The sequence below is a fragment of the Candidatus Bathyarchaeia archaeon genome (genome assembly GCA_038882715.1).
In the GTDB taxonomy this organism is placed as follows: Archaea; Thermoproteota; Bathyarchaeia; order Bathyarchaeales; family DTEX01; genus DTEX01.
In genome coordinates this window covers 1-18,862 of record JAVZNR010000009.1, presented here as the reverse complement: position 1 = coordinate 18,862, position 18,862 = coordinate 1, and the positions used below count along the sequence as shown (strand labels likewise).

Annotated in this window: 19 protein-coding genes and 1 tRNA gene; 13 read left to right on the top strand and 7 right to left on the bottom strand. The window is 44.2% G+C overall.

What is annotated here, in order from left to right:
• Positions 1-25: 25 nt before the first annotated feature.
• Entirely contained in the window at positions 26-2,257 is a 2,232-nt protein-coding gene (locus tag QXR61_06585) for a hypothetical protein (GenBank protein MEM3757609.1), read from the bottom strand.
• Positions 2,258-2,381: 124 nt separating this feature from the next.
• Here QXR61_06585 and QXR61_06580 point away from each other — a divergent pair, with 124 nt between their 5' ends.
• The 6 genes from QXR61_06580 to QXR61_06555 all read left to right on the top strand — a co-directional run bounded on the left by QXR61_06580 (position 2,382) and on the right by QXR61_06555 (position 9,493).
• Positions 2,382-3,371: an ABC transporter ATP-binding protein gene (locus QXR61_06580; protein ID MEM3757608.1), complete on the top strand. Its 990-nt coding sequence runs from the start codon at positions 2,382-2,384 to the stop codon at positions 3,369-3,371.
• Positions 3,364-4,368 (top strand): ATP-binding cassette domain-containing protein, encoded by a 1,005-nt coding sequence (locus QXR61_06575; GenBank protein MEM3757607.1) that lies wholly within the window; start codon positions 3,364-3,366, stop codon positions 4,366-4,368. Before QXR61_06580 ends, QXR61_06575 begins: the two co-directional genes overlap by 8 nt.
• 38 nt (positions 4,369-4,406) lie before the next feature.
• A complete protein-coding gene (locus QXR61_06570; GenBank protein ID MEM3757606.1) occupies positions 4,407-5,183 on the top strand; it encodes a hypothetical protein in 777 nt (258 codons plus the stop codon).
• Positions 5,184-5,265: 82 nt separating this feature from the next.
• Positions 5,266-7,569, top strand: a complete 2,304-nt coding sequence (locus QXR61_06565) for an ABC transporter substrate-binding protein (GenBank protein ID MEM3757605.1) — start codon at positions 5,266-5,268, stop codon at positions 7,567-7,569.
• A gap of 16 nt (positions 7,570-7,585) precedes the next feature.
• Positions 7,586-8,587 carry an ABC transporter permease gene (locus tag QXR61_06560; GenBank protein MEM3757604.1) on the top strand — a complete coding sequence of 334 codons (1,002 nt, stop codon included), beginning with the start codon at positions 7,586-7,588 and terminating at the stop codon, positions 8,585-8,587.
• 6 nt (positions 8,588-8,593) lie between these two features.
• On the top strand, positions 8,594-9,493 hold the full coding sequence (locus tag QXR61_06555) for an ABC transporter permease (protein MEM3757603.1): 900 nt from the start codon (positions 8,594-8,596) through the stop codon (positions 9,491-9,493).
• 201 nt (positions 9,494-9,694) lie between these two features.
• On the opposite strand, the gene QXR61_06550 is transcribed toward QXR61_06555, so the two are convergent.
• The 6 genes from QXR61_06550 to QXR61_06525 all read right to left on the bottom strand — a co-directional run bounded on the left by QXR61_06550 (position 9,695) and on the right by QXR61_06525 (position 15,651).
• Positions 9,695-11,809 (bottom strand): vitamin B12-dependent ribonucleotide reductase, encoded by a 2,115-nt coding sequence (locus QXR61_06550; GenBank protein MEM3757602.1) that lies wholly within the window; start codon positions 11,807-11,809, stop codon positions 9,695-9,697.
• Positions 11,810-11,897: 88 nt separating this feature from the next.
• Positions 11,898-12,767 (bottom strand): 16S rRNA (adenine(1518)-N(6)/adenine(1519)-N(6))-dimethyltransferase RsmA, encoded by an 870-nt coding sequence (gene rsmA, locus QXR61_06545; protein ID MEM3757601.1) that lies wholly within the window; start codon positions 12,765-12,767, stop codon positions 11,898-11,900.
• 56 nt (positions 12,768-12,823) lie between these two features.
• Complete coding sequence (locus QXR61_06540; protein ID MEM3757600.1) at positions 12,824-13,399, bottom strand: DUF655 domain-containing protein; 576 nt, start codon at positions 13,397-13,399, stop codon at positions 12,824-12,826.
• Positions 13,400-13,635: 236 nt separating this feature from the next.
• Positions 13,636-13,974 (bottom strand): RNA polymerase Rpb4 family protein, encoded by a 339-nt coding sequence (locus tag QXR61_06535; GenBank protein ID MEM3757599.1) that lies wholly within the window; start codon positions 13,972-13,974, stop codon positions 13,636-13,638.
• Positions 13,975-13,989: 15 nt separating this feature from the next.
• The gene (locus tag QXR61_06530; GenBank protein MEM3757598.1) at positions 13,990-14,280 is read right to left on the bottom strand and encodes a 50S ribosomal protein L21e; all 291 of its coding nucleotides are present in this window, start codon (positions 14,278-14,280) and stop codon (positions 13,990-13,992) included.
• A 6-nt stretch (positions 14,281-14,286) separates the two neighbouring features.
• The gene (locus QXR61_06525; GenBank protein ID MEM3757597.1) at positions 14,287-15,651 is read right to left on the bottom strand and encodes a tRNA pseudouridine(54/55) synthase Pus10; all 1,365 of its coding nucleotides are present in this window, start codon (positions 15,649-15,651) and stop codon (positions 14,287-14,289) included.
• Between the two features lie 146 nt (positions 15,652-15,797).
• On the opposite strand from QXR61_06525, the gene QXR61_06520 reads away from it, so the two are divergent.
• From QXR61_06520 to QXR61_06490, 7 genes are all read left to right on the top strand, one after another.
• Positions 15,798-15,894 (top strand) — tRNA-Phe (locus tag QXR61_06520).
• Between the two features lie 59 nt (positions 15,895-15,953).
• Positions 15,954-16,088 carry a hypothetical protein gene (locus tag QXR61_06515; protein ID MEM3757596.1) on the top strand — a complete coding sequence of 45 codons (135 nt, stop codon included), beginning with the start codon at positions 15,954-15,956 and terminating at the stop codon, positions 16,086-16,088.
• Positions 16,058-16,288, top strand: a complete 231-nt coding sequence (locus tag QXR61_06510) for a hypothetical protein (protein ID MEM3757595.1) — start codon at positions 16,058-16,060, stop codon at positions 16,286-16,288. The genes QXR61_06515 and QXR61_06510 overlap by 31 nt, the downstream gene beginning before the upstream one ends.
• A 23-nt stretch (positions 16,289-16,311) precedes the next feature.
• Positions 16,312-16,629 (top strand): hypothetical protein, encoded by a 318-nt coding sequence (locus tag QXR61_06505; GenBank protein ID MEM3757594.1) that lies wholly within the window; start codon positions 16,312-16,314, stop codon positions 16,627-16,629.
• 294 nt (positions 16,630-16,923) lie between these two features.
• Positions 16,924-17,457 carry a nitroreductase family protein gene (locus tag QXR61_06500; GenBank protein ID MEM3757593.1) on the top strand — a complete coding sequence of 178 codons (534 nt, stop codon included), beginning with the start codon at positions 16,924-16,926 and terminating at the stop codon, positions 17,455-17,457.
• 147 nt (positions 17,458-17,604) lie between these two features.
• Complete coding sequence (locus QXR61_06495) at positions 17,605-18,255, top strand: SdpI family protein (protein ID MEM3757592.1); 651 nt, start codon at positions 17,605-17,607, stop codon at positions 18,253-18,255.
• A 242-nt stretch (positions 18,256-18,497) separates the two neighbouring features.
• The coding region (locus tag QXR61_06490; GenBank protein MEM3757591.1) for a hypothetical protein at positions 18,498-18,862 on the top strand (365 nt) is incomplete at its 3' end.

Sequence of the window (18,862 nt, the reverse complement as noted above, 5' to 3'; positions counted from 1 at the left end):
GATGAGAATTAAAATCCAAGGATCGCTATAATTTAACTTCTCCTTCCCAAGAATCCCATTTTGTCTTAAGCTCATATTTCCAGTATTCCCTCTCTGTCTTAAAGTAGCCTTCTCTCTCTATGTCTGATCTATGGCTGAGATCTATGATCGAGGGTTCCTCTGAGGAAAATAACTTTATTTCCTTAAAGAATATTTTCATGCCATCGATAAAAGCGAATCTCAAAGTGTTATTTGAAAATAACCCTGTGTAAATATACGCTGCATCGCTTACAATTTCATCGTAACGAATTTTCCCATCCTCATAAGTATAAACCGGCCTCATGTTAGATCTAACCAACCCTATGGAAAGATTATGTTTCGCGCATACTGTAACCTCCCTATCTGGCAACCTAATCTTTATAGCAGTCGCGTTGGGATATCTATCCACCTTCACCATCTCTATTCCATCTAAAACCTTATCTGTATCTTCGCTCTCCCCATGAGGCCATAATACTGTTGTAAAGGAGAAGTACTCCCCTTCGCAAAAGTCTTTAGATATGGTTTGGTACACGCACTTCTCGGGAAGGTAGCAGCGCATAGATTCTTCAACGCTTACGGCTCCGCCCTCGATGGGACTAAAATATATTAGTAAGCGTATTCCCTCTTTGTTTGGCCACGCGAGGAGTCTCCGCTGCTCCATAGTTATCTTAGGATTAAACAGCGCACCAACAACCCCGATGCGCTCAATAGATGTGTCAAAGTACTCGTCTCCCATCTCATGAATTCTTTGTGTCCAGAAGAGATTGCTTAGCGTAAATTTCCCGTTACGTAAAATTTTTACGCCATCATGTACTATGAAAGCCTCTAATCCCTTCAGATATGTTACAACTCTATCCCAGTAATAGCCGTTTCTCTCATCCATAACCTCAGTGCGACTCACATCTACGTCTCTAAAGACTTTAAAATGGACTCTTCTCGTCCTGACCTGCTGGTAGTCTAGCTTATTACGTAGGAAACTAAGAAGTTTTTGGTTCGCTGGCCCTCCCTCCCGTACAACTATACGGTTATGATAAATGTCCGCTCTATACTCGCCGTCCGGCAGAGCCTCTCGATATCCTCCGTCATGGAGAAGAAACGCGCCGTCATAAATCAGCGCCACAATGGAATTTTCGTCAGCATGCCCATGATGCATTTTTTCAGCCGTGACAACGAGAGTGTTTCGTAAATGCTCCTTATAATACCAGCCAACATCGCCCTCATCCATATAGTTTAGCAACATGTATGTTGAATCATCATCCCATCCGCTCCTAAAAACAATCTTCTTGCCAATCAACTCGTCTAAAACCTCTCGGCTGAGGACGCGTGGCTTCATAGGCCCTATTGAATCATCAGCCCATAAGTAAGCGAAAACTGAGAAAACTCCAAACTTTCCTTCTTTCCTAGCGAAACGGAATATTTTATCTGCGGCGTATTTCATGTATGGATCACGATAAACCGAGGCTCCCTTCTCCAGTATCATCATGTAGAGGTCTACGGGAGACCCCCATGTAGCGTCCCCGAAGTCAGGTATCATGCCAAGCGGGCAGAGAAGAAAAGTAAAGTAATCAAAATAATATTTCAGCATTGGCGACTGAAATATCCGGCTATCCTTTCCAACTAAATCTATGTACAGAAGGATGTCTGCCAGCCATATCGCTGAATATAGCTCGCTGTCTTCAAGCGACCAATGCCCCAAGCTGGCGTCAACTAAAATATTACCAAGCTTATTCCATAAGCTGGCCTTAGGATGGTCTGGAAACATTTTTGCGGCGTAGGTTAAAGCCAGCCCCCTTTTAATCGCGCGGTTGTGCGGCCCCCACTCTGGAAAAGCGAATAGCGGCTCCAAAGAAAAGCCAATTATACGCTTAAATTTCTCTAGGTCTCCCTCTTTAATTATACCACTATCTTTTATGAGCTCGTATGCGAACAGGAAAAGAGTGACACCATTAAACCAGTTTACCGTCGGATACACGTTTCGTCCAATTATCTCTGAAACCATGCCGGGCAGCTTAACGTAAGTTAACAATAATTCCCTAGATTTTTCAGCGTACTCAACCTCTTTTGTAACAGAATAGAACAGGCTTTCTAAAACTGCTTGAGTGACCGGGATCATCGGGGGGTCGAAAATCTTTGTTTCCTCAATCCTTCTAATCCAGTCGTTCATTTGTCTATCAAAATCTTTCGCAGTCTTCTCATAATATTCCTTAATATACTCTAGGTATTCTCTTTTGGTAACCAAGGCCCTTCACCCTATAAGTCCAAGTGTCTGAACACCTAAAAACTTTTTCACATAAAGCACGAATCTCCCCGCTCTTAAGTTCAAAAACTTTATTAAGAGTTCCTAATTTAAATATGTGAGACATATGTCACAACGGAAAGTTATCCTCAGCGTTAGGGGTCTAACTGTCGAGTTTAGGGTTCCGAGAGGTATCCTTAGGGCGGTTGACGGTCTGAATCTAGACGTCTATGAGGGAGAAGTGCTTGGGCTTGTTGGTGAAAGTGGCTGTGGTAAATCCGTGTTCGCGCATGCGCTGTTGAAACTTGTCGATCCCAATGGATATATTAAATCTGGAAAAGTGATATTCGATGGCGCAAAAGATGTGTACTCTTTAAGTAAAAAGGAGTTGAGAAGATATCGTTGGAAAGACGTCGCAATAATCTTTCAGGGAGCTTTCAATTCCCTGAATCCTGTGATGAAGGTTTTCGACCACATGGTTGACACTGTTTTAGCGCATGAAAAAAATGTATTGAAGGAGGAAATTAAAAAGAGATCTATAGATCTCTTGAAGATGGTTAGGCTGGATCCGGAGACGGTTCTTGGGCGCTATCCGCATGAATTAAGTGGTGGGATGAAGCAAAGGACAATTAGCGCGATGGCCCTACTACTTAAACCCAAAGTTCTCATATTGGATGAGCCTACCTCAGCCCTTGACGTGTTAACACAAAAGTTCTTTATAAGGATCCTAAGAGATTTAAGAAAGGAATTTGGGCTCACAATGATATTTATAACTCACGACTTGGCTACTGTGGCCGAGATAGCTGATAGAGTAGCTATAATGTATGGTGGAACAATAGTTGAGATTGGCGGCGTCGAAGACATATTTTATAGACCAAGACATCCTTACACCAAAGCGCTTTTAAGCGCCATACCCTCAATAATTGGCGATATTAGTGAGCTGAGACCTTTACCAGGCCCTTTACCCGACCCGGTAAACCCTCCTCCAGGATGCGGCTTTCACCCGCGCTGCCCATATGCGATAAAGATTTGTAGGGAGGTTAGGCCGGAGTTGGAGGGGATTGATGAGGTAAGGTTTATAGCGTGCCACCGTTGGAGGGAGATAAAGTTTGATTGAGAACCCGCTGATCGCGGCTAAGGATTTATCTAAGGTCTTCGCTATAGGTGGCGGCGTATTTAAGGAAAAGAGGTTTATTAAGGCTGTGGATGATGTTTCCCTTGTGATTAATAGAGGGGAGAATGTTGCTCTTGTTGGTGAGAGCGGCTGCGGGAAGAGTACTTTAGGAAGGCTGATGCTAGGGCTTCTCCTTCCAACAAGCGGCTCAGTCCTCTATAAGGGCAAAGATATCTGGAAGATGAGTGAAAAAGAGTTTAAAGAGTTCCGCCGTAAAGCTCAAATAATTCATCAGGACCCGTATTCAAGCATAAACCCTGTTAGAACAATTTTTCAATCACTAGCGCCAGCTATGATTCAACATAAAATCGTCCAGAGTAAGGAAGAAGCCTTCAAAAGAGCTGCTGATTTGCTCAGCCTAGTAGGTCTCACGCCTCCAGAAGACTTTTTATCGAGGTATCCCTCAAGGATGAGCGGGGGGCAAATGCAAAGAATAATTTTAGCTAGGGCTTTATCGGTTAACCCAGAGTTCATTGTTGCAGACGAAGCCGTATCTATGCTTGACGCATGTCTCAGGATCGGCGCCCTAGATTTAATGCTCGACCTGCAAAGGAAGTTCCATCACGCCTACCTGTTCATTACACATGACTTAGCTATTGCACGGTACTTTGTATTAAAGGGGGGAGGCAGAATCATAATTATGTATCTGGGTAGAATCGTTGAGGTTGGTGAAGGCGACTCCGTGATTCAAAAACCAATCCATCCATATACGCAGGCGCTTATAGCAGCAACACCGATTCCAGACCCAAAAATCTCTAGGGAAAGAGAGCTACCTAATCTTAAAAGTCTAGATGTGCCAAAGATCACCGAGACAATTCCGGGCTGCAAGTTTAACACTAGATGCCCCTACTCGGAAAAAATATGCGTTGAGAGTTCTCCTGAGTTGAGGGATGTTAAAGGTCGACTAGTGGCATGCCACTTTGCTGAAAACTTTATATAGAAGTTCTCTAAAACCGCTTTAAGTGATGGTTGAGGTTGATGGGCAAAAAAGCCCTTTTAACGCTTCTAATAGCCGCTGTATTGGTGGCGGGATGGTTCTTCTACTTTGTTCCTGGAGCATCTCCTAAACTTACGTTGCCGCCTAAGGATGTTACTTTAAATGTTTACGTGAATCAAACCGCTACCTATAGATATGAATCCCCTGTCGAATCCCTTTTCGGCGCCTCTATCAAAATAAGCATAGACCATTTCTCAGAGGAGCTGATGCTTACAACCCAAGATTATAGAATTATCCCTCGCACCTTCCCATATATGTGGGAAGCAAACGTGGAGAAGGGTAAAAATATATCATGTTCCCTTTGTATTACGGCGTTTAAGCCCGGAAACTACATTATCATTCTACGCTTCCTGCTATCCTACTGGATTTTCTCTCAAGAATATCAGCAGAAGATATTTGTGAATGCAAGTCCTCCTAAACCGCCCGCCCAAATTAAGCCGATCTCAATATCGCTTAACAAGGTATCCTACACTCAGGGTGAACCTATAACTATAACTGTCGTAAATAATCTTAATGAATCCATACTATTCGCTAATACGGCCTGCGAGCTACGGTTCGAAGTATTTAACGGAACTTCTTGGGTATACGTTAGGGACGTCAAAGGGGATCCGACGTCAATCCTTCTGGGCCCCAAAGAAAAGATGACAGTAGTAGATATGCTGTATCTTTCTCCTAGCGTTCCCTTCCCGCCGGGAAGATACCGTGTCGGGACACGCGACATATATGAGGAATTCAGCGTCGTGAGACCGATGACGTAGATTAATTCCTCGCACGTTTAAAGGAAAAATTTATTTAAAAAATTTAAATAAAAGTTTATTTAAAAATTTTTTGGGGAAGGGTATGTTAAAGTCTTCATCTAGAGTCTTTCTTATATCTCTGTTGATATCTCTTGTTGCTCTTACGCTGATAGGCGTTGGCTCTGCACAGGAGGAGAAGATAGTTTTCAGTAGACCTTGGGGCTATAATCCTCCGCCAGTTGGACATTGGAACTATTTTGCTAGCGGATGCTTACCCACATGGCTAATTTATGAGCCTTTAACGCATTATTTCCCAGCAAACGGCTCGTATCTACCTCATTTGGCCGCTGAGTGGACTTATGAGGATTATATGGTGTTCACTTTAAAGTTAAGAAAGGGAGTCAAGTGGCATGACGGATCAGAGTTCAATGCGACAGACTTATGGGCTACTTGGCACTGCATCTACCTGCTTAAGGACAGAGCCTGGTATTACTTGAAGAATATAACGATCGCTGACAGCCACACGTTAGTCTTTTACATGAAGGAGAAGAACGATTACTGCCCATTCTATATACTGTGGCACTGGGTTGTCTTACCGCGCATGATATACGGCGATATAGCCCGAAGAGTTTATGAGAAGATGAGGGAAGGATACGATATATTTGTGGATGAAAGCCCATTTGTTGATCTGCGGAAGGAGATGCTGGACCTTAGACCTGAAAGACCGATTGGAACAGGACCATTTAAACTCAAGTACGTGTCTGAGACCGAGATAGTGCTAGAGAAGTTTGAAGGGTATTGGAGGGGCGTTCCAGACATAGATGAGATTCGCTTAGTTAGAGTGACAGCTGCTGATGTCTTATGGGCGATGCTCTCTGAAGGGCAATTAGATTATCACTGGGCTATTCCGACAAAGGAGCAGCATGACCTCATGGTGGGTAAACCCGGCTGGGTAATAATCGGCGTGCCGAGACCAGTCGGGATAACATTATACTTCAATAATAGGCCAACTCGACCAGACGGCTCACCAAACCCGCTCTACTATAAGGAGGTTAGGCAAGCTATAGCGTACGGGATAAATAGAACCGAGGTGGCTTTCGTCCAGTATCCGGCGGGCGCTACTCCAGCGAAATATAATGTTGGCTTTAACCCCGCTGGGTTATATGCTACTCTTAACCAATCTTTCATTGAGACTTGGCTTAAAGACTTCACATACGATTACAACCCGGCAAAAGCTGAGGAGCTGCTGAGAAAAATAGGCTGCACGAAGGGTCCGGATGGCATTTATAGAATGCCGGATGGAACAAAACTAGAATTTACTATGAAGGCGGCAGGATACATTTCGATAGAGGCTATGGAGGCTATAGCGGCCCAATTATCCAAGATCGGAATTAAAATAACACCTATATGGCTGGATTCAGCCGTCTTCTTCTCGCCTGAGGGTGACTTTTATCAGGGTCGATACGATATTGGCTGCGGGGTTTACGGCGGAGCAGCTTTCAGCTTCGATGAGTATTATCACAAATACTTGCATGTATATCCTGGACATGGGATGAACCCGATTCAACGCGTCCCGTGGAGGGCTGAGCCGGTAAATGTTACAGAGCTTATTCGCTATGCGCAAACATATCCGGCGAAGTGCACTTTAGAGGAGCGCAACGAGATCTACGCTATACTCTCCTATATAACGTGTAGTGAGGTACCCGTGTTCACACTATACTCGCCAACAGCGTATATGTACCTTAACGTGCATCGATTTGGAGGCTGGCCTGACCCGAACGATATATATTGGCTCGGCTTAGGCAGCTATGAGGCTCACGGCTCATCATACCTGTTCAGGTGGCTTCTAATAAAGCCCAACTTCGACTTAACAATATCCGTAAATCCAGCTGGCGGAGGAACCACCTCGCCAGCTCCGGGAACAAGTAGACAAACGAAGGGCACTAAAGTTACAGTTACGGCTACGCCGGCAAGCGGCTTTACCTTTAAAGAGTGGAGGCTTGACGGGCTATCCGCTGGAACAAGCCCAACAATAACGGTCACAGTGGACAGAAACATGAACCTTGAGGCTGTCTTCATACCCATGTTCGGCTTAACGATCACCGTGACGCCTTCCGGTGGAGGAACAACCTCGCCGGCTCCGGGCACATACAGTTACGTACAGGGAGACAAGGTTACCGTGACAGCTTCTCCATCCTTCGGGTACACGTTTAAGGAGTGGAGGCTTGACGGCACTCCCGTGAGCACTGATACGACAGTGACGGTCACTGTGGATGCTGCCCATACACTTGAAGCTGTTTTCGAAAGAATACCATACGAGATATATATTGGCGTGCCAATAGCAATAATTGTAATAACGTTAGCAGCATTCCTCATACTGCGTAGAAGGAGAAGAGTAAAAGCATAATGGTGAGAGGAAAGGCATGCGCTGGTTCATTAGAAGGCTGATTACGGCGGCGATAACAATCTTCACATCAATAACTATTATTTTTTTCCTTATACGTGTGATGCCTGGCAACCCGATTGACGTGATGGTTGCACAGCTAATTATGCAGGGATTAGACCCTGAAGAGGCTTATCGAAGGGTGCTGGCCATCGTTCCATTTGTTCCAACAGACCCGCTCTGGAAGCAGTACATAGATTATATGAGAGGTTTTCTCTCCGGCGACCTTGGCAAATCAATCTTGTACGCTGCCCCTGTAACCCAAATACTAGTGTATGGTATACCTTGGACAGTCTTCCTGATATCGATCTCACTCATAGTGAGCTTCTCCATAGGGATAGTTCTCGGAATGTATATAGCCTATAAAAGAGGCGGGATCCTAGACAGGTTTTTCTCAATATTTAGCTCGGTTACCCGCGCCATACCGCCATATGTTATAGGGATTCTCATAGTTATTATTCTTGGCGTTCAATTGAAATGGTTCTGGGATCCGCAGAGGGGCCCAATAATAGGGCCATATGATCCACGTATAAAACCGAGCTTCACGTTAGAGTTTATATCAAGCCTCTTCTATCACGCGACGCTGCCGATATTATCTTATGTTCTTACAACTTTTGGAATATGGGTTTTACAAATGAAGAGCAGTACGATCAGCGTGTTAGGAGAATATTATATAATGGCTGCAGAAGCCAGAGGCTTGCCCGAGAAAAAGATAGTTATATCTTATGTTGGGCGGAACGCTATTTTGCCTCTCTTCACAAGCCTAGCGATATCTATAGGCCACATATTCAGCGGCTCGGTGTTTATAGAAACAATCTTCTCGTATCCGGGCATAGGAAGATATATATCCGCAAGCATCTCCGGGAGGGATTACATGGTGATTTCAGGATGCTTCCTAATAATAACCGTGGCTGTGGTTTCATCAAACCTAATCGCAGATCTACTCTACAGTAAATTAGATCCCAGAATAAAGCTCAGGTGACAAGAAATGTTTAAGAAATCGAGAATTAAAGGATTGTTGACTTCCACGATTAAGAACATGAAATTCTTCTTTAAAGTGCTTAGAAGAAATAAGGTTTCGCTGGCTGGTTTCCTAATAGTTTTTGCCTTCATTATAATGGCTGCTGTTGGCCCTGAGGTAGTTCCATATATAAGGGATGTCGATATTAAAAAAAGGTTTCTTCCACCATCCTTGGAGCATCCGCTTGGTACAGACTACGCTGGAAGGGACACTTTTGCGCAGATAGTTCATGGGTCAAGGGATGTCCTCATAGTTGCCTTCTTAACAGCGGTTTTCACAACAATAGTTTCATTTGTTATCGGGATAACGTCGGGCTTCATAGGCGGAAAGGTCGATGCGGTGCTAATGACCTTCGCCGACATCTTTCTCACAATACCCAGCTTCCCGCTACTGATAATAATAGTGACAAGCCTGCAGAAAATCCTTAGCGTCGTGGAGATAGCTGCTATTCTGAGCATAGTTGGCTGGCCAGCCCTAGCTAGAGCCATAAGATCTCAGGTGCTCTCTATTAAGGAGAGGGAGTTCATAGAGAGCGTTGTATGTTTGGGTTTAAGCAAAATACATATACTTTTCGGTGAAATACTTCCAAACCTGCTCCCATATATATTCATGAACTTGATTTTGTCTACCATCGGAGCAATTTATTCGCAAGTTGGATTATACTTTATTGGAGCTCTACCATTCACCGCAACCAACTGGGGCGTGATGATACAGACAGCCATAAACCAAGGTGCGCTAGTTAATCCCCGCGTCTGGTGGTATCTGTTGTCACCATTAGCATGCATAATTCTCATTCAAGCAGGATTCATACTCTTCATGCATGCCCTTGAAGAAATTTTTAACCCTAGGCTGAGAACAGAAGCCTGACATAAGCGTTGATAAATGCATGGAATAAACATAAAGTCTTTTAAACCTTACCTTCAAAAGATTCTAAAAAGGATCCTTTCAGAAGAAATAATTTGGGATTAAAGAGGCATGAGAGAAGATAAAACCATTAGACTTTTAATGCTTAATGATAACCGCTCCGATTAAAACCTTCATGCCACTTCATGAGAGTTATCTTTCCCTCTAATACGAGCAGACACCTGTTGGGCATTCCCCCGCATACTCAGTTGGCGCCTGAACGTAGGGCGCTGCCATAGTTGCGCTTGAACTTGACGCTTGTACTCCTCCAACGACCAGAACCTGCTCAGCTCTGCTTCCATATCGATATACCGTTATACCTTTACACTTGAGTTTCCACGCCATCATGAAGATTCTTTTAACATCCTCTATGGTTGCCTCGTGGGGTAAATTAACTGTTTTCGAGACAGCGTTGTCCGTGTATTTCTGGAACGCTGCTTGCATACGCACATGCCATTCAGGCGCTATTTCAAGGGCGGTTACAAACAGCCTTTTAACGTCTGACGGAACCTCATTTAACCCTTGAACAGAACCCGTCTTAGCGATCTTTGAAATCAGATCAGTGCTGTAGAAGCCTCTCTCTTTCGCTATCTGCTCAAAGACCGGGTTAACCTCAAAGAGCTGTGTCCCCATAACGTTTCTGACGAACGCCACCGCGAAAAGCGGCTCTATCCCGCTGGATGTTCCGGCAATTATGCTTATTGTCCCGGTTGGGGCTATCGACGTTACGGTCGCGTTCCTCATAGCCTTATAGCCCATCTTCTCCCACACGCTGCCGGGAAAGTTTGGGAAAGCGCCCCTCTCCTCACCGAGTTCAGCGGACTTTTTCCTAGCCTCCTCAGAGATGAATGACATGACCTTCTCGGCTGTTGCAACCGCCTCCTCTGAATCATATGGTATGCCCATCTTTATGAGCATCTCGGCGAAGCCCATTACGCCTAAACCTATCTTCCTATTCGCTTTGGTCGCCTTCTCAATCTGCGGTATAGGATACCTGTTAGCGTCTATAACGTTATCTAGGAAGTGAACAGCGATCCTAACGGTTCGCCTAAGCTTATCCCAATCAACCTCGCCATCCCTAACCATTCTAGACAGGTTTACAGATCCTAGATTGCAGCTCTCGTAGGGTAGAAGTGGGACTTCACCACATGGATTCGTGCTCTCAATAACACCGACATGCGGTGTCGGATTCCTCCGGTTAATCTCGTCGAGGAACACTAAGCCGGGATCGCCGGTCTTCCAAGCTGCTGTCGCCATTAAATCGAAAATAGCTCTAGCCTTCAAACGCTTAACTACGGCGCCATTTCTAGGGTTAACTAGGCTATAGTATCCGTCGTTTTCAACAGCCTCCATAAATTCGTCTGTTACGCCGACAGATATGTTGAAATTCGTTAATACGCCCTCCTTCTCTTTAGCTGTGATAAACTCGATTATGTCCGGATGGTCAACCCTAAGTATGCCCATATTAGCGCCCCTGCGTCTCCCACCCTGCTTAATTACTTCGGTTGCGACATCAAAGATCTTCATAAAGGAGACAGGGCCGCTGGCAACACCCATAGTTGATTTGACAACGTCACCTTTAGGTCTAAGCCTAGAAAACGAGAAGCCTGTCCCCCCACCGGACTTATGTATCAGCGCCATATATTTTAGCGCGTCGAATATCTCCTCTATGGAGTCGCCAATAGGTAGAACGAAGCAGGCTGAGAGCTGACCTATATCTGTGCCAGCGTTCATAAGCGTCGGTGAATTTGGAAGCCATTCGAGGTTAGCCATAATCCTATAGAATTCTTCCTCAACCCCCTCTATGTCCGCGCTCTTATCGTAGAGGGCGTCAATCCTAGCTATCGCTCTAGCAACTCTCCGAAACATTTGTGAGGGCGTCTCGACGACTCTTCCAGCTTCATCCTTTAGGAGATATCTGCGTTCCAAGACAGCTATCGCGTTTAGTGAGAGTTTTAGGTCATCGGTTACCCCAAGCAGCCTCTTTTTCTCTCTTAGCTCAGCCCGCTGATGCCTATAAAGTATGTACGCTTTAGCGACAGAATCGTAGCCATTCTTTATTAAGACTTGCTCAACAACGTCCTGCACGTCTTCGACGCTTGGTATACTGTCCCTGAATCGTTCTTCCAGTATAGATACAACCTGCGCTGAAAGATTTGCGGCTAAATTCCCGTCCTCACCCTTAACGGCTTGAATAGCCTTATGGATGGCTTTAGTAATCTTGCTTGGATCGAATTCAACTATTCTGCCATCCCTTTTGCGAATTAGAGAAATAGGCATTTCGCAGCCCCAAAAATAGTATGGTTGAAGTGGCTTTAATACGTTATGGGAATCGAAAAGAGCAGAAGATTAACCGATCCCTATTTTACTAAAGGTTTAACGATTCTTTAGTTCCCTTGATATGTTTCATGGATAATTCTACGTTCTCCAATTCTTTCTTTAAATAATTAAATGCTAACGCCAGCTCCTCCGGAGCCAGCTCCCTAACCCTCCTATTATGGAAAGGCATGGTGTTAGCCAAGCGAATAAGGTTTTCCCTTGAAATATGAGCACCACTAAGGAAAGATGCTACAGCGTTTCTCAGCTTCCTGTTTTTCTGGGTGAAGACCACGCGTATAAAACTGAAAAATTCTTCCTCCCCATCGACTTGGAAGGGAGGTTTTCTAGGTTTCAGGCGTACAATCATGGAATTCACTTTTGGGGTTGGCCAGAATGATTCCTTAGGAATATGGTCTAAAAGATCCACGTCAGCGCGATAATAGACGGATACGGTGAGCCTTCCATAATCCTTAGTGCCGGGCAAAGCCGCTAAACGCCTACTAAACTCTTCTTGGAAAGTTAGGACTGCGCACTTAAAATCTCTTTTAAGGAGCCAGAATAGCAGCGGCGAAGATATAGAGTAGGGTGGAACCGAAACAACTTTATCAAATGCAAGCGCTTGTATCTTCAATATATCCCCCTTCAAAACTTTAACGTTTCTGTAGTCACCTAGTCTCTGACTTAAAATTCTAAATAAATTCGGATCCACCTCTACGGCTATGATCTGCCCCGACACTTTAGCCAATCGCTCTGTAAGAAAACCTAAACCAGCCCCAACCTCTAGAATCGTGTCGTCCCTACATATCGACGCATACGATATTATCCTGTCTAAGATCTCACCTTCAACAAGAAAGTTTTGACCTAGCCTCCTTTTAGGGTGTATCCCATAGGTTTTCAAGATCCTTTTGGTTTCCTCCAACAAACTCATCTTCACAACGAGGCTCCTAACAGCATTAAATTATAATGAGGGTTCATTTATGATGGTCTGGTGAAAAGCCTATATTTGCAGTCGCTGGAGAGCTCCTCTATAATCCTCTTAGCTATCAACTTAACGGGGCTCGGTATACCCGTACGCTTCTGCAGATCTTGAAAGCTTTCAAAAGGTTTTTTCTCCCGTTCCTCTAAAATCTTCCACATATATTTTTTCCCAATGCCTGGAATAAGCTCTAAGGCATGCATTCTTGGAGTTACGGGCTTGGCGGTGTTAAAAAAGTTTACGAAATATTTCTCTCTGCTTAAAACTATCTTTTCAATAACGTTTTCGAGTTCCATTTTTGCGTTAGCCGTTAGCTCCTCATAGCTCATCCTCCCAATAATGTACAAGATTTCTTCCCGAGGATCTTTCCCTATGAAAACCCTTTCAGCTGGCTTAAGCACAACCCCCTCTCTCACAACAGCCTCCAGTAAAGTGAAATGTTCCTCACCTATAAGCTGGACGACTGCTCCGGCCCTCCGCTTCAATCTTAACCCGGGTCTCCCATATGGAAGATAGTCAATTACGTAAGCATACTCCTCGTAAACCTGCTGATGAAATCTTTCTCTCCGCTCCACTATAACCACTTTCCCAAATTAACCTTCTAAGAAACGCCCGTCAAACATGTGAATATAATGCTACACACTATTATATTTGGCGAAATCTTCCTTCAATATCTTTAGAGGGAGATTCGCTTTTAAGTCTAGAGCTGAGAAAATAATCTATATCCATTGAACCTATCACATTGCATCACCGAGCGCTAAAATCTTTACCTATAAATTATTTTAGGATGAAAACTATGTAATAAGTTTTCTTAGTGATTCTCCCTATATTTATCTAAGATACTTAAAATCTTTTCAAGCCTCGATGTCTCAATTATTTTTCTTCCTCCGCTAAGAAACATTCTTATTTCTTCAATGCTCCTCGGCATTATATTAACTATTTGAACAGCTTCCTCCTCGTCTAGAATACCCTCAGCCATCAACTCCTCTAAAAGCCTTCTAGCGGCATCCGGCTTCAAATAGGACATTTTAGCCGTGTAATCTAGAGATCTACGCTGAAATTGATCTAAATTCTCTTCGCCTAAGGACTCAAGTATAAATTTAGCCTCAGGTATCGTTATCGGTCGCACCTTTAAAATCCTTCTAGGCATTTTTCCCTCCTCTTCTTACGTGAATGGCTTAATGTGTTCAGGTCTCACGATTATCAGTTTTGAGGCTTCCCCTTGCGTTACGTTAACCTCGTATGATCTACCCCTTTTAGCAACAATCACGCCGACTCTGCCATGATATCTGCGGTGCGGCATGCCCTTATGTATGCTTGGATCTATATCAATTACCACTTTATCACCGGGCTTATATTCATAAAGCAGCCTACTTAAGCTACTTTTCCCCCTTTCTCTGACCCTTTTTCTCAACAGGGCTCGGGTTTTCCTACGGTAGCCGTGAGATAAGGGCATTTATGCTCACCTCTTAATGAAAACATTTAATACGTCTAGCTCAACGGGCTCCGCTCTAGCGTTAATTATCTTTGAAACGCTTGGATCCGTTCGCCCGTTGTCTCCGGTAACCAGCTCCTTCACGTATAAACCTCCTTGGCATCTAAGTCTCATTTCCACGCTATCTCTTGATAACCTTTTAATCTTAATCCCATATATGTGTTTTTCTCGTAATCTGTCTGATCTACTGCGCAACACGCGTGTCGGAGTACGCTGGCTTATGGTCGCGTTTGTAAGTTCCTTCTCCAACTTCGCTAATTCCTCGTCCGTGACTTCCCTATCAAACTTCACGATAACCTTATAAATTTTTTGTGTTTCCTCCAAGCCTTTAAGCTCTCTAACATCCTCTTTATCGGCGAATCTAAGGTTTAATACTTTAACCTTCCCCTTAGCGTAATCGTTAATGGCCTTCTCCAAAACCTTCAAATCTATATTTCTCTTCTTAGGTTTCTTAACCTCGATCACAAAAGGTCTGCCGCGTCCAAGCATACGGGCATCCCTATCCTCTCGCCCAGCGGCGTGAAAAGAGGTGTCTTCGCCAAGCGTCATCTCCAGTATTGGTTTAGCGATTAACTCTTCAACTGATTCAGGGTACATCTTTCCAGTCCAGCCGCATCTCTCACACCCTTTTCCACGGCATTTAATGCAAACCCATTTTGACTGAGGTATCCCGCGTACAAGCTTCCTGTATCTTCCAGATATGTAAAGCGAGTTAACCTGAAGCCTAATCTCATCGGTAAACGGGTTCACGATAGCAACCATTTGGGGTCTAAGATAATTAACAGTCTTGTTAAGTCTCCGCGAAATCTCCTTTCCAATCAACCTACTGAGCTCATTTTTTATGCTCTCACCATACTGGACTCCAAGTTCAGCTTTAAACTCGTCTTCGCGCTCCTCAACCTCCAACGGAAGCCTAATTCCCACTAGAAAATCATCAAATTCATATTCTTCAAGCTCCTTAATCACCCTTTCAACAATAAATTGAAGTTTCTCAAAACATCCGTCACAGAGAAAGCACTTCTTCTTTTCGCCAGCCCTTCTTCTCTGCTTTCTAAGCAGTTCTCGCGCCATTTCAAATGAGCCATTAGTTGCCAGCAGTCTAAGTGTGGCGACCCCTCTCTCCCTCTCCTTCATATCCTTCGACAAAGCCATCTCATGGGCGCCCATCGTAAGCAGCATTTTAATAGACTTACCCCTATCACAATTATCCACTCCAAACCCTAAGAAAGCGAATTGTCTACCTAAACAATAATCACATAGTGGATACTTCTCAAGCATCTTGAGAGAAACCTCAAGAATCCGCTTAAAATCTGCACCACCAATATCAGTCAAAGATGAACACCAGCCTCTTCTATATATTTGCACGCTTCTCCCCCGGAAAAATATTTCTCTGAGAGAACAAGTAATAAAAGGGTGGATCCATACAAGCTTAAAATCTAAAAAATTTATATGTAAGGTAAGAAAAAATATATTGGGCAGCCGCGGTAGCTCAGTGGGAGAGCACCCGGCTGAAGAACCAAACAAACCCCGTCTGAAACCGGGCTGTCGCCGGTTCAAGTCCGGCCCGCGGCACCAGTTCTCCGGGTTCAATTCCATTCCCCATCTTTTTTAAGTCCAGCGAATATGAGTTTAGCGTGAAGGATGAGATTGTTGAGAAGCTTGTTGCCTTGGGTGCGGGGCTCGGGTTTGAGGCTGAGAGCGAAGTCTCCATAGCCAGCGGTGCTAGGGTTGATGTTGTTTGGGGGCTAGGATTGGAAACCTCGGTGTAGTAAATTACGTCTTCGAGGTTCGTAGGGCTGGTTCAATAGACTCAGCGATACTAAACCTAATGAAGGCTAAGAACAACCCCACGGTACAGAAGCTGATAGTTGTCTCAAACACAAGGAACCTAAAGATTATGGAGAAGGAGGTCTCAACGCTACCGGAGGAATTTAGGAGGATCGTATCCTATATGGAGGCAAAGGCCTAAAAGCCTTTTAGAGAGACCAGCCCATGAGCGAGCAGACTAGGACTAAGCTTTTGGGGGATTTTGGTGAGTATCTGCTCGCGTGGTTTCTTAGGTCGAGGTTTGGTGTTAACCTAAGCTTAGTTAAAACTGAGGGGGTAGATCTCCTTTGTGTAGACAAGGATGGGGCGCTCTTCCCAAAGGATAGAAATATAGCGATAAGCGTTAGGACCCGTGAACGAATAAAAGAGAGGGTCTTGGATAATGTGAATGCTGACTGGAGCAAGATAGAGGGGGCTGCTGAGAGGTGGAATGCTGAACCATACTTCGCCTATGTAAGGATCACCCCGAGAATGGGGAGATAAAAGTCTTCCTACTACCAGTAACTAAGGCAAAGACATATGGCAGAAGCTTCAACGTCAAGAAAGCAGAGCTAGACCCATCAAACATACTCTCCGAAATGAAATTCAAACCATATACTCCTAAAAACAAATCATAAAAATGCAGATTTTCCGAGATAAGCCTCTAACTATATCAAAACATCTTCCTACCAGGTTTTGAAGACTGTCAAAGTCTCCTCATCTGTCAATTTTATAATTTATCTGTGTGCTTTAATAAGAATTAATTGTAATTTACGATTATCTAATCTGGTGTGATACATGGATGTTTTTGAGGCTATCCAGAAGAGGCGTTCTGTTAGGGCTTATGAGCCAACGCCTGTTCCTAGGGAAATTTTGGGGAAGATTTTGGAGGCGGCTAGGCTTGCGCCTTCTGCAGGGAATATTCAGCCCTGGCACTTTATAGTCGTGACTGATGTCGGGAAGAGGGAGAAGCTTGCCAGAGCGCCCTTCGCCGGCTTTCTAAAGGAAGCTCCGGTCGTCATCGTCGGCTGCGGGAACCAGAGGGCTTCTCCAAGATGGTTTATGGTTGATGTTGCGATAGCTATGCAGAACATGGTTTTGACTGCGACGGCTGAGGGGCTTGGGACATGCTGGGTCGGCAGCTTCAATGAGGAGGAGGTTAAAGAAATGCTTAAGATACCGGACGATTATCGTGTAGTAGCCCTACTTGCCCTAGGATACCCACGTAAGAAGATAGATATTCAGGGCAGAATACTCCATTTAATTAGAAAGCGTAAGAACCTAGAGGAGATAGTGAGCTTCGAGGAATTTGGAAAGAAACCTAACCTTTAATGATACATGGTTGCTCTTCAAATTACAAATGGCAGAGGGTTAAGGCTCACCCTTATTCAAGCACTTATGTTTCTGCCCATTCTTTGAAGAAATACTTAATTATCAGCTGCCTTTCTCTAGGTTTATATAAGTACTTTGGGGCTGCCTATGAGGATTAATAAAAGCGAAGTGTTTGTCCTCGTATTGGCTGCATTGTCTCTTTGTGTTAGTGTTTGCCTGTATCCCTTGATGCCGGAGAAGGTTGCCAGCCACTGGAACGTTAGGGGTGAAGTTGACGGATACCTCCCAAAGCTCTGGGGTTTATTCCTCCTCCCCATTATCTTTGCTGGCGTTGCCCTTCTTCTTATTGCTGTTCCAAGAATAGACCCACTGAGGGAGAATATTATGGCGTTTAGAAAATATTATGATGGGTTCATCATACTCTTCTCTTTATTCCTCTTCTCCATACATTTGCAGGTGATCCTCTGGAACATTGGGGTGAGGGTGAGCCCGGCTACTACTGTTCCAATAGGTGTTGGGCTACTATTCTTTTATATTGGGATTCTATGCGAGAACTCTAGGAGGAACTGGTTTATTGGGATAAGGACTCCATGGACATTGAGTAGCGACAGGGTTTGGGAGAAGACCCATAGGCTTGGAGGAAAGCTCTTTAAGGCCGCTGGGGTGATCGCCATGCTGGGTGCATTAATCCAAGAGCACGCATTCATCCTAATCCTAGCCCCAATAATATTCGCCGCAGCCTACACAATAATCTACTCCTACGTCGAATATCAAAAAGAAGTTAAATGCGGAAAATAGCACTATTTCTGGAATACTTTAAGTGTAGGCTAGATGCCAGAAATAAAAATAATCTCTTAAAATGGCAAATGAGCTATTGAGTATTGCGGTCTCATAGGCTTATTTTTGGATGCTTTTAGTTAAACACAGTCCTCCTTAATTCCACATCATTTCATTTGGGTTATGGGGTAAAATTGGCTGAATATTATTAGCGTTAATAACGTATATATATATATGAAATGACTTTTTATTATTGAGGCATCATGTCGAAACCTATTCATTCTATTATTGAGAACTTCCGTGAGGTTTGTAAGCGGATCTTTTATTCTTCACTTGGCGAGTCTGCCAGTGAGGCTGCTTTATTCTTTCTGCGTAGGGGTTTGGGCCGGGATCCGTTTGAGGTGTTTTGGGAGGATCCCGGAGCCTTTTACCGCGAGCTGGAGAGGGTTTTTGGGGTTGGCGCTAAAGTTTTAATTAAACTCTTGGTGTCGAGGATTAATAGTGAGTTTGGCTTAAATATGAGTTCTGAGCGCTTTGTGGAGCTTATGCAGCGCGGTGACGAGAGCTCGGTTGAGGAGATACGCTCATTCCTAACGAAGATAGCTGAATCATGTAGGGGTAAAGGTGG

Bases quoted from the DNA above. Each gene is read 5' to 3' on its own strand.
- QXR61_06580 (MEM3757608.1), top strand. From the start codon at position 2,382: ATGTCACAACGGAAAGTTATCCTCAGCGTTAGGGGTCTAACTGTCGAG.
- QXR61_06570 (MEM3757606.1), top strand. From the start codon at position 4,407: ATGGGCAAAAAAGCCCTTTTAACGCTTCTAATAGCCGCTGTATTGGTG.
- QXR61_06565 (MEM3757605.1), top strand. From the start codon at position 5,266: ATGTTAAAGTCTTCATCTAGAGTCTTTCTTATATCTCTGTTGATATCT.
- QXR61_06560 (MEM3757604.1), top strand. From the start codon at position 7,586: ATGCGCTGGTTCATTAGAAGGCTGATTACGGCGGCGATAACAATCTTC.
- QXR61_06555 (MEM3757603.1), top strand. From the start codon at position 8,594: ATGTTTAAGAAATCGAGAATTAAAGGATTGTTGACTTCCACGATTAAG.
- QXR61_06550 (MEM3757602.1), bottom strand. From the start codon at position 11,809: ATGCCTATTTCTCTAATTCGCAAAAGGGATGGCAGAATAGTTGAATTC.
- QXR61_06535 (MEM3757599.1), bottom strand. From the start codon at position 13,974: ATGCCTAGAAGGATTTTAAAGGTGCGACCGATAACGATACCTGAGGCT.
- QXR61_06530 (MEM3757598.1), bottom strand. From the start codon at position 14,280: ATGCCCTTATCTCACGGCTACCGTAGGAAAACCCGAGCCCTGTTGAGA.
- QXR61_06505 (MEM3757594.1), top strand. From the start codon at position 16,312: ATGAGCGAGCAGACTAGGACTAAGCTTTTGGGGGATTTTGGTGAGTAT.
- QXR61_06500 (MEM3757593.1), top strand. From the start codon at position 16,924: ATGGATGTTTTTGAGGCTATCCAGAAGAGGCGTTCTGTTAGGGCTTAT.
- QXR61_06495 (MEM3757592.1), top strand. From the start codon at position 17,605: ATGAGGATTAATAAAAGCGAAGTGTTTGTCCTCGTATTGGCTGCATTG.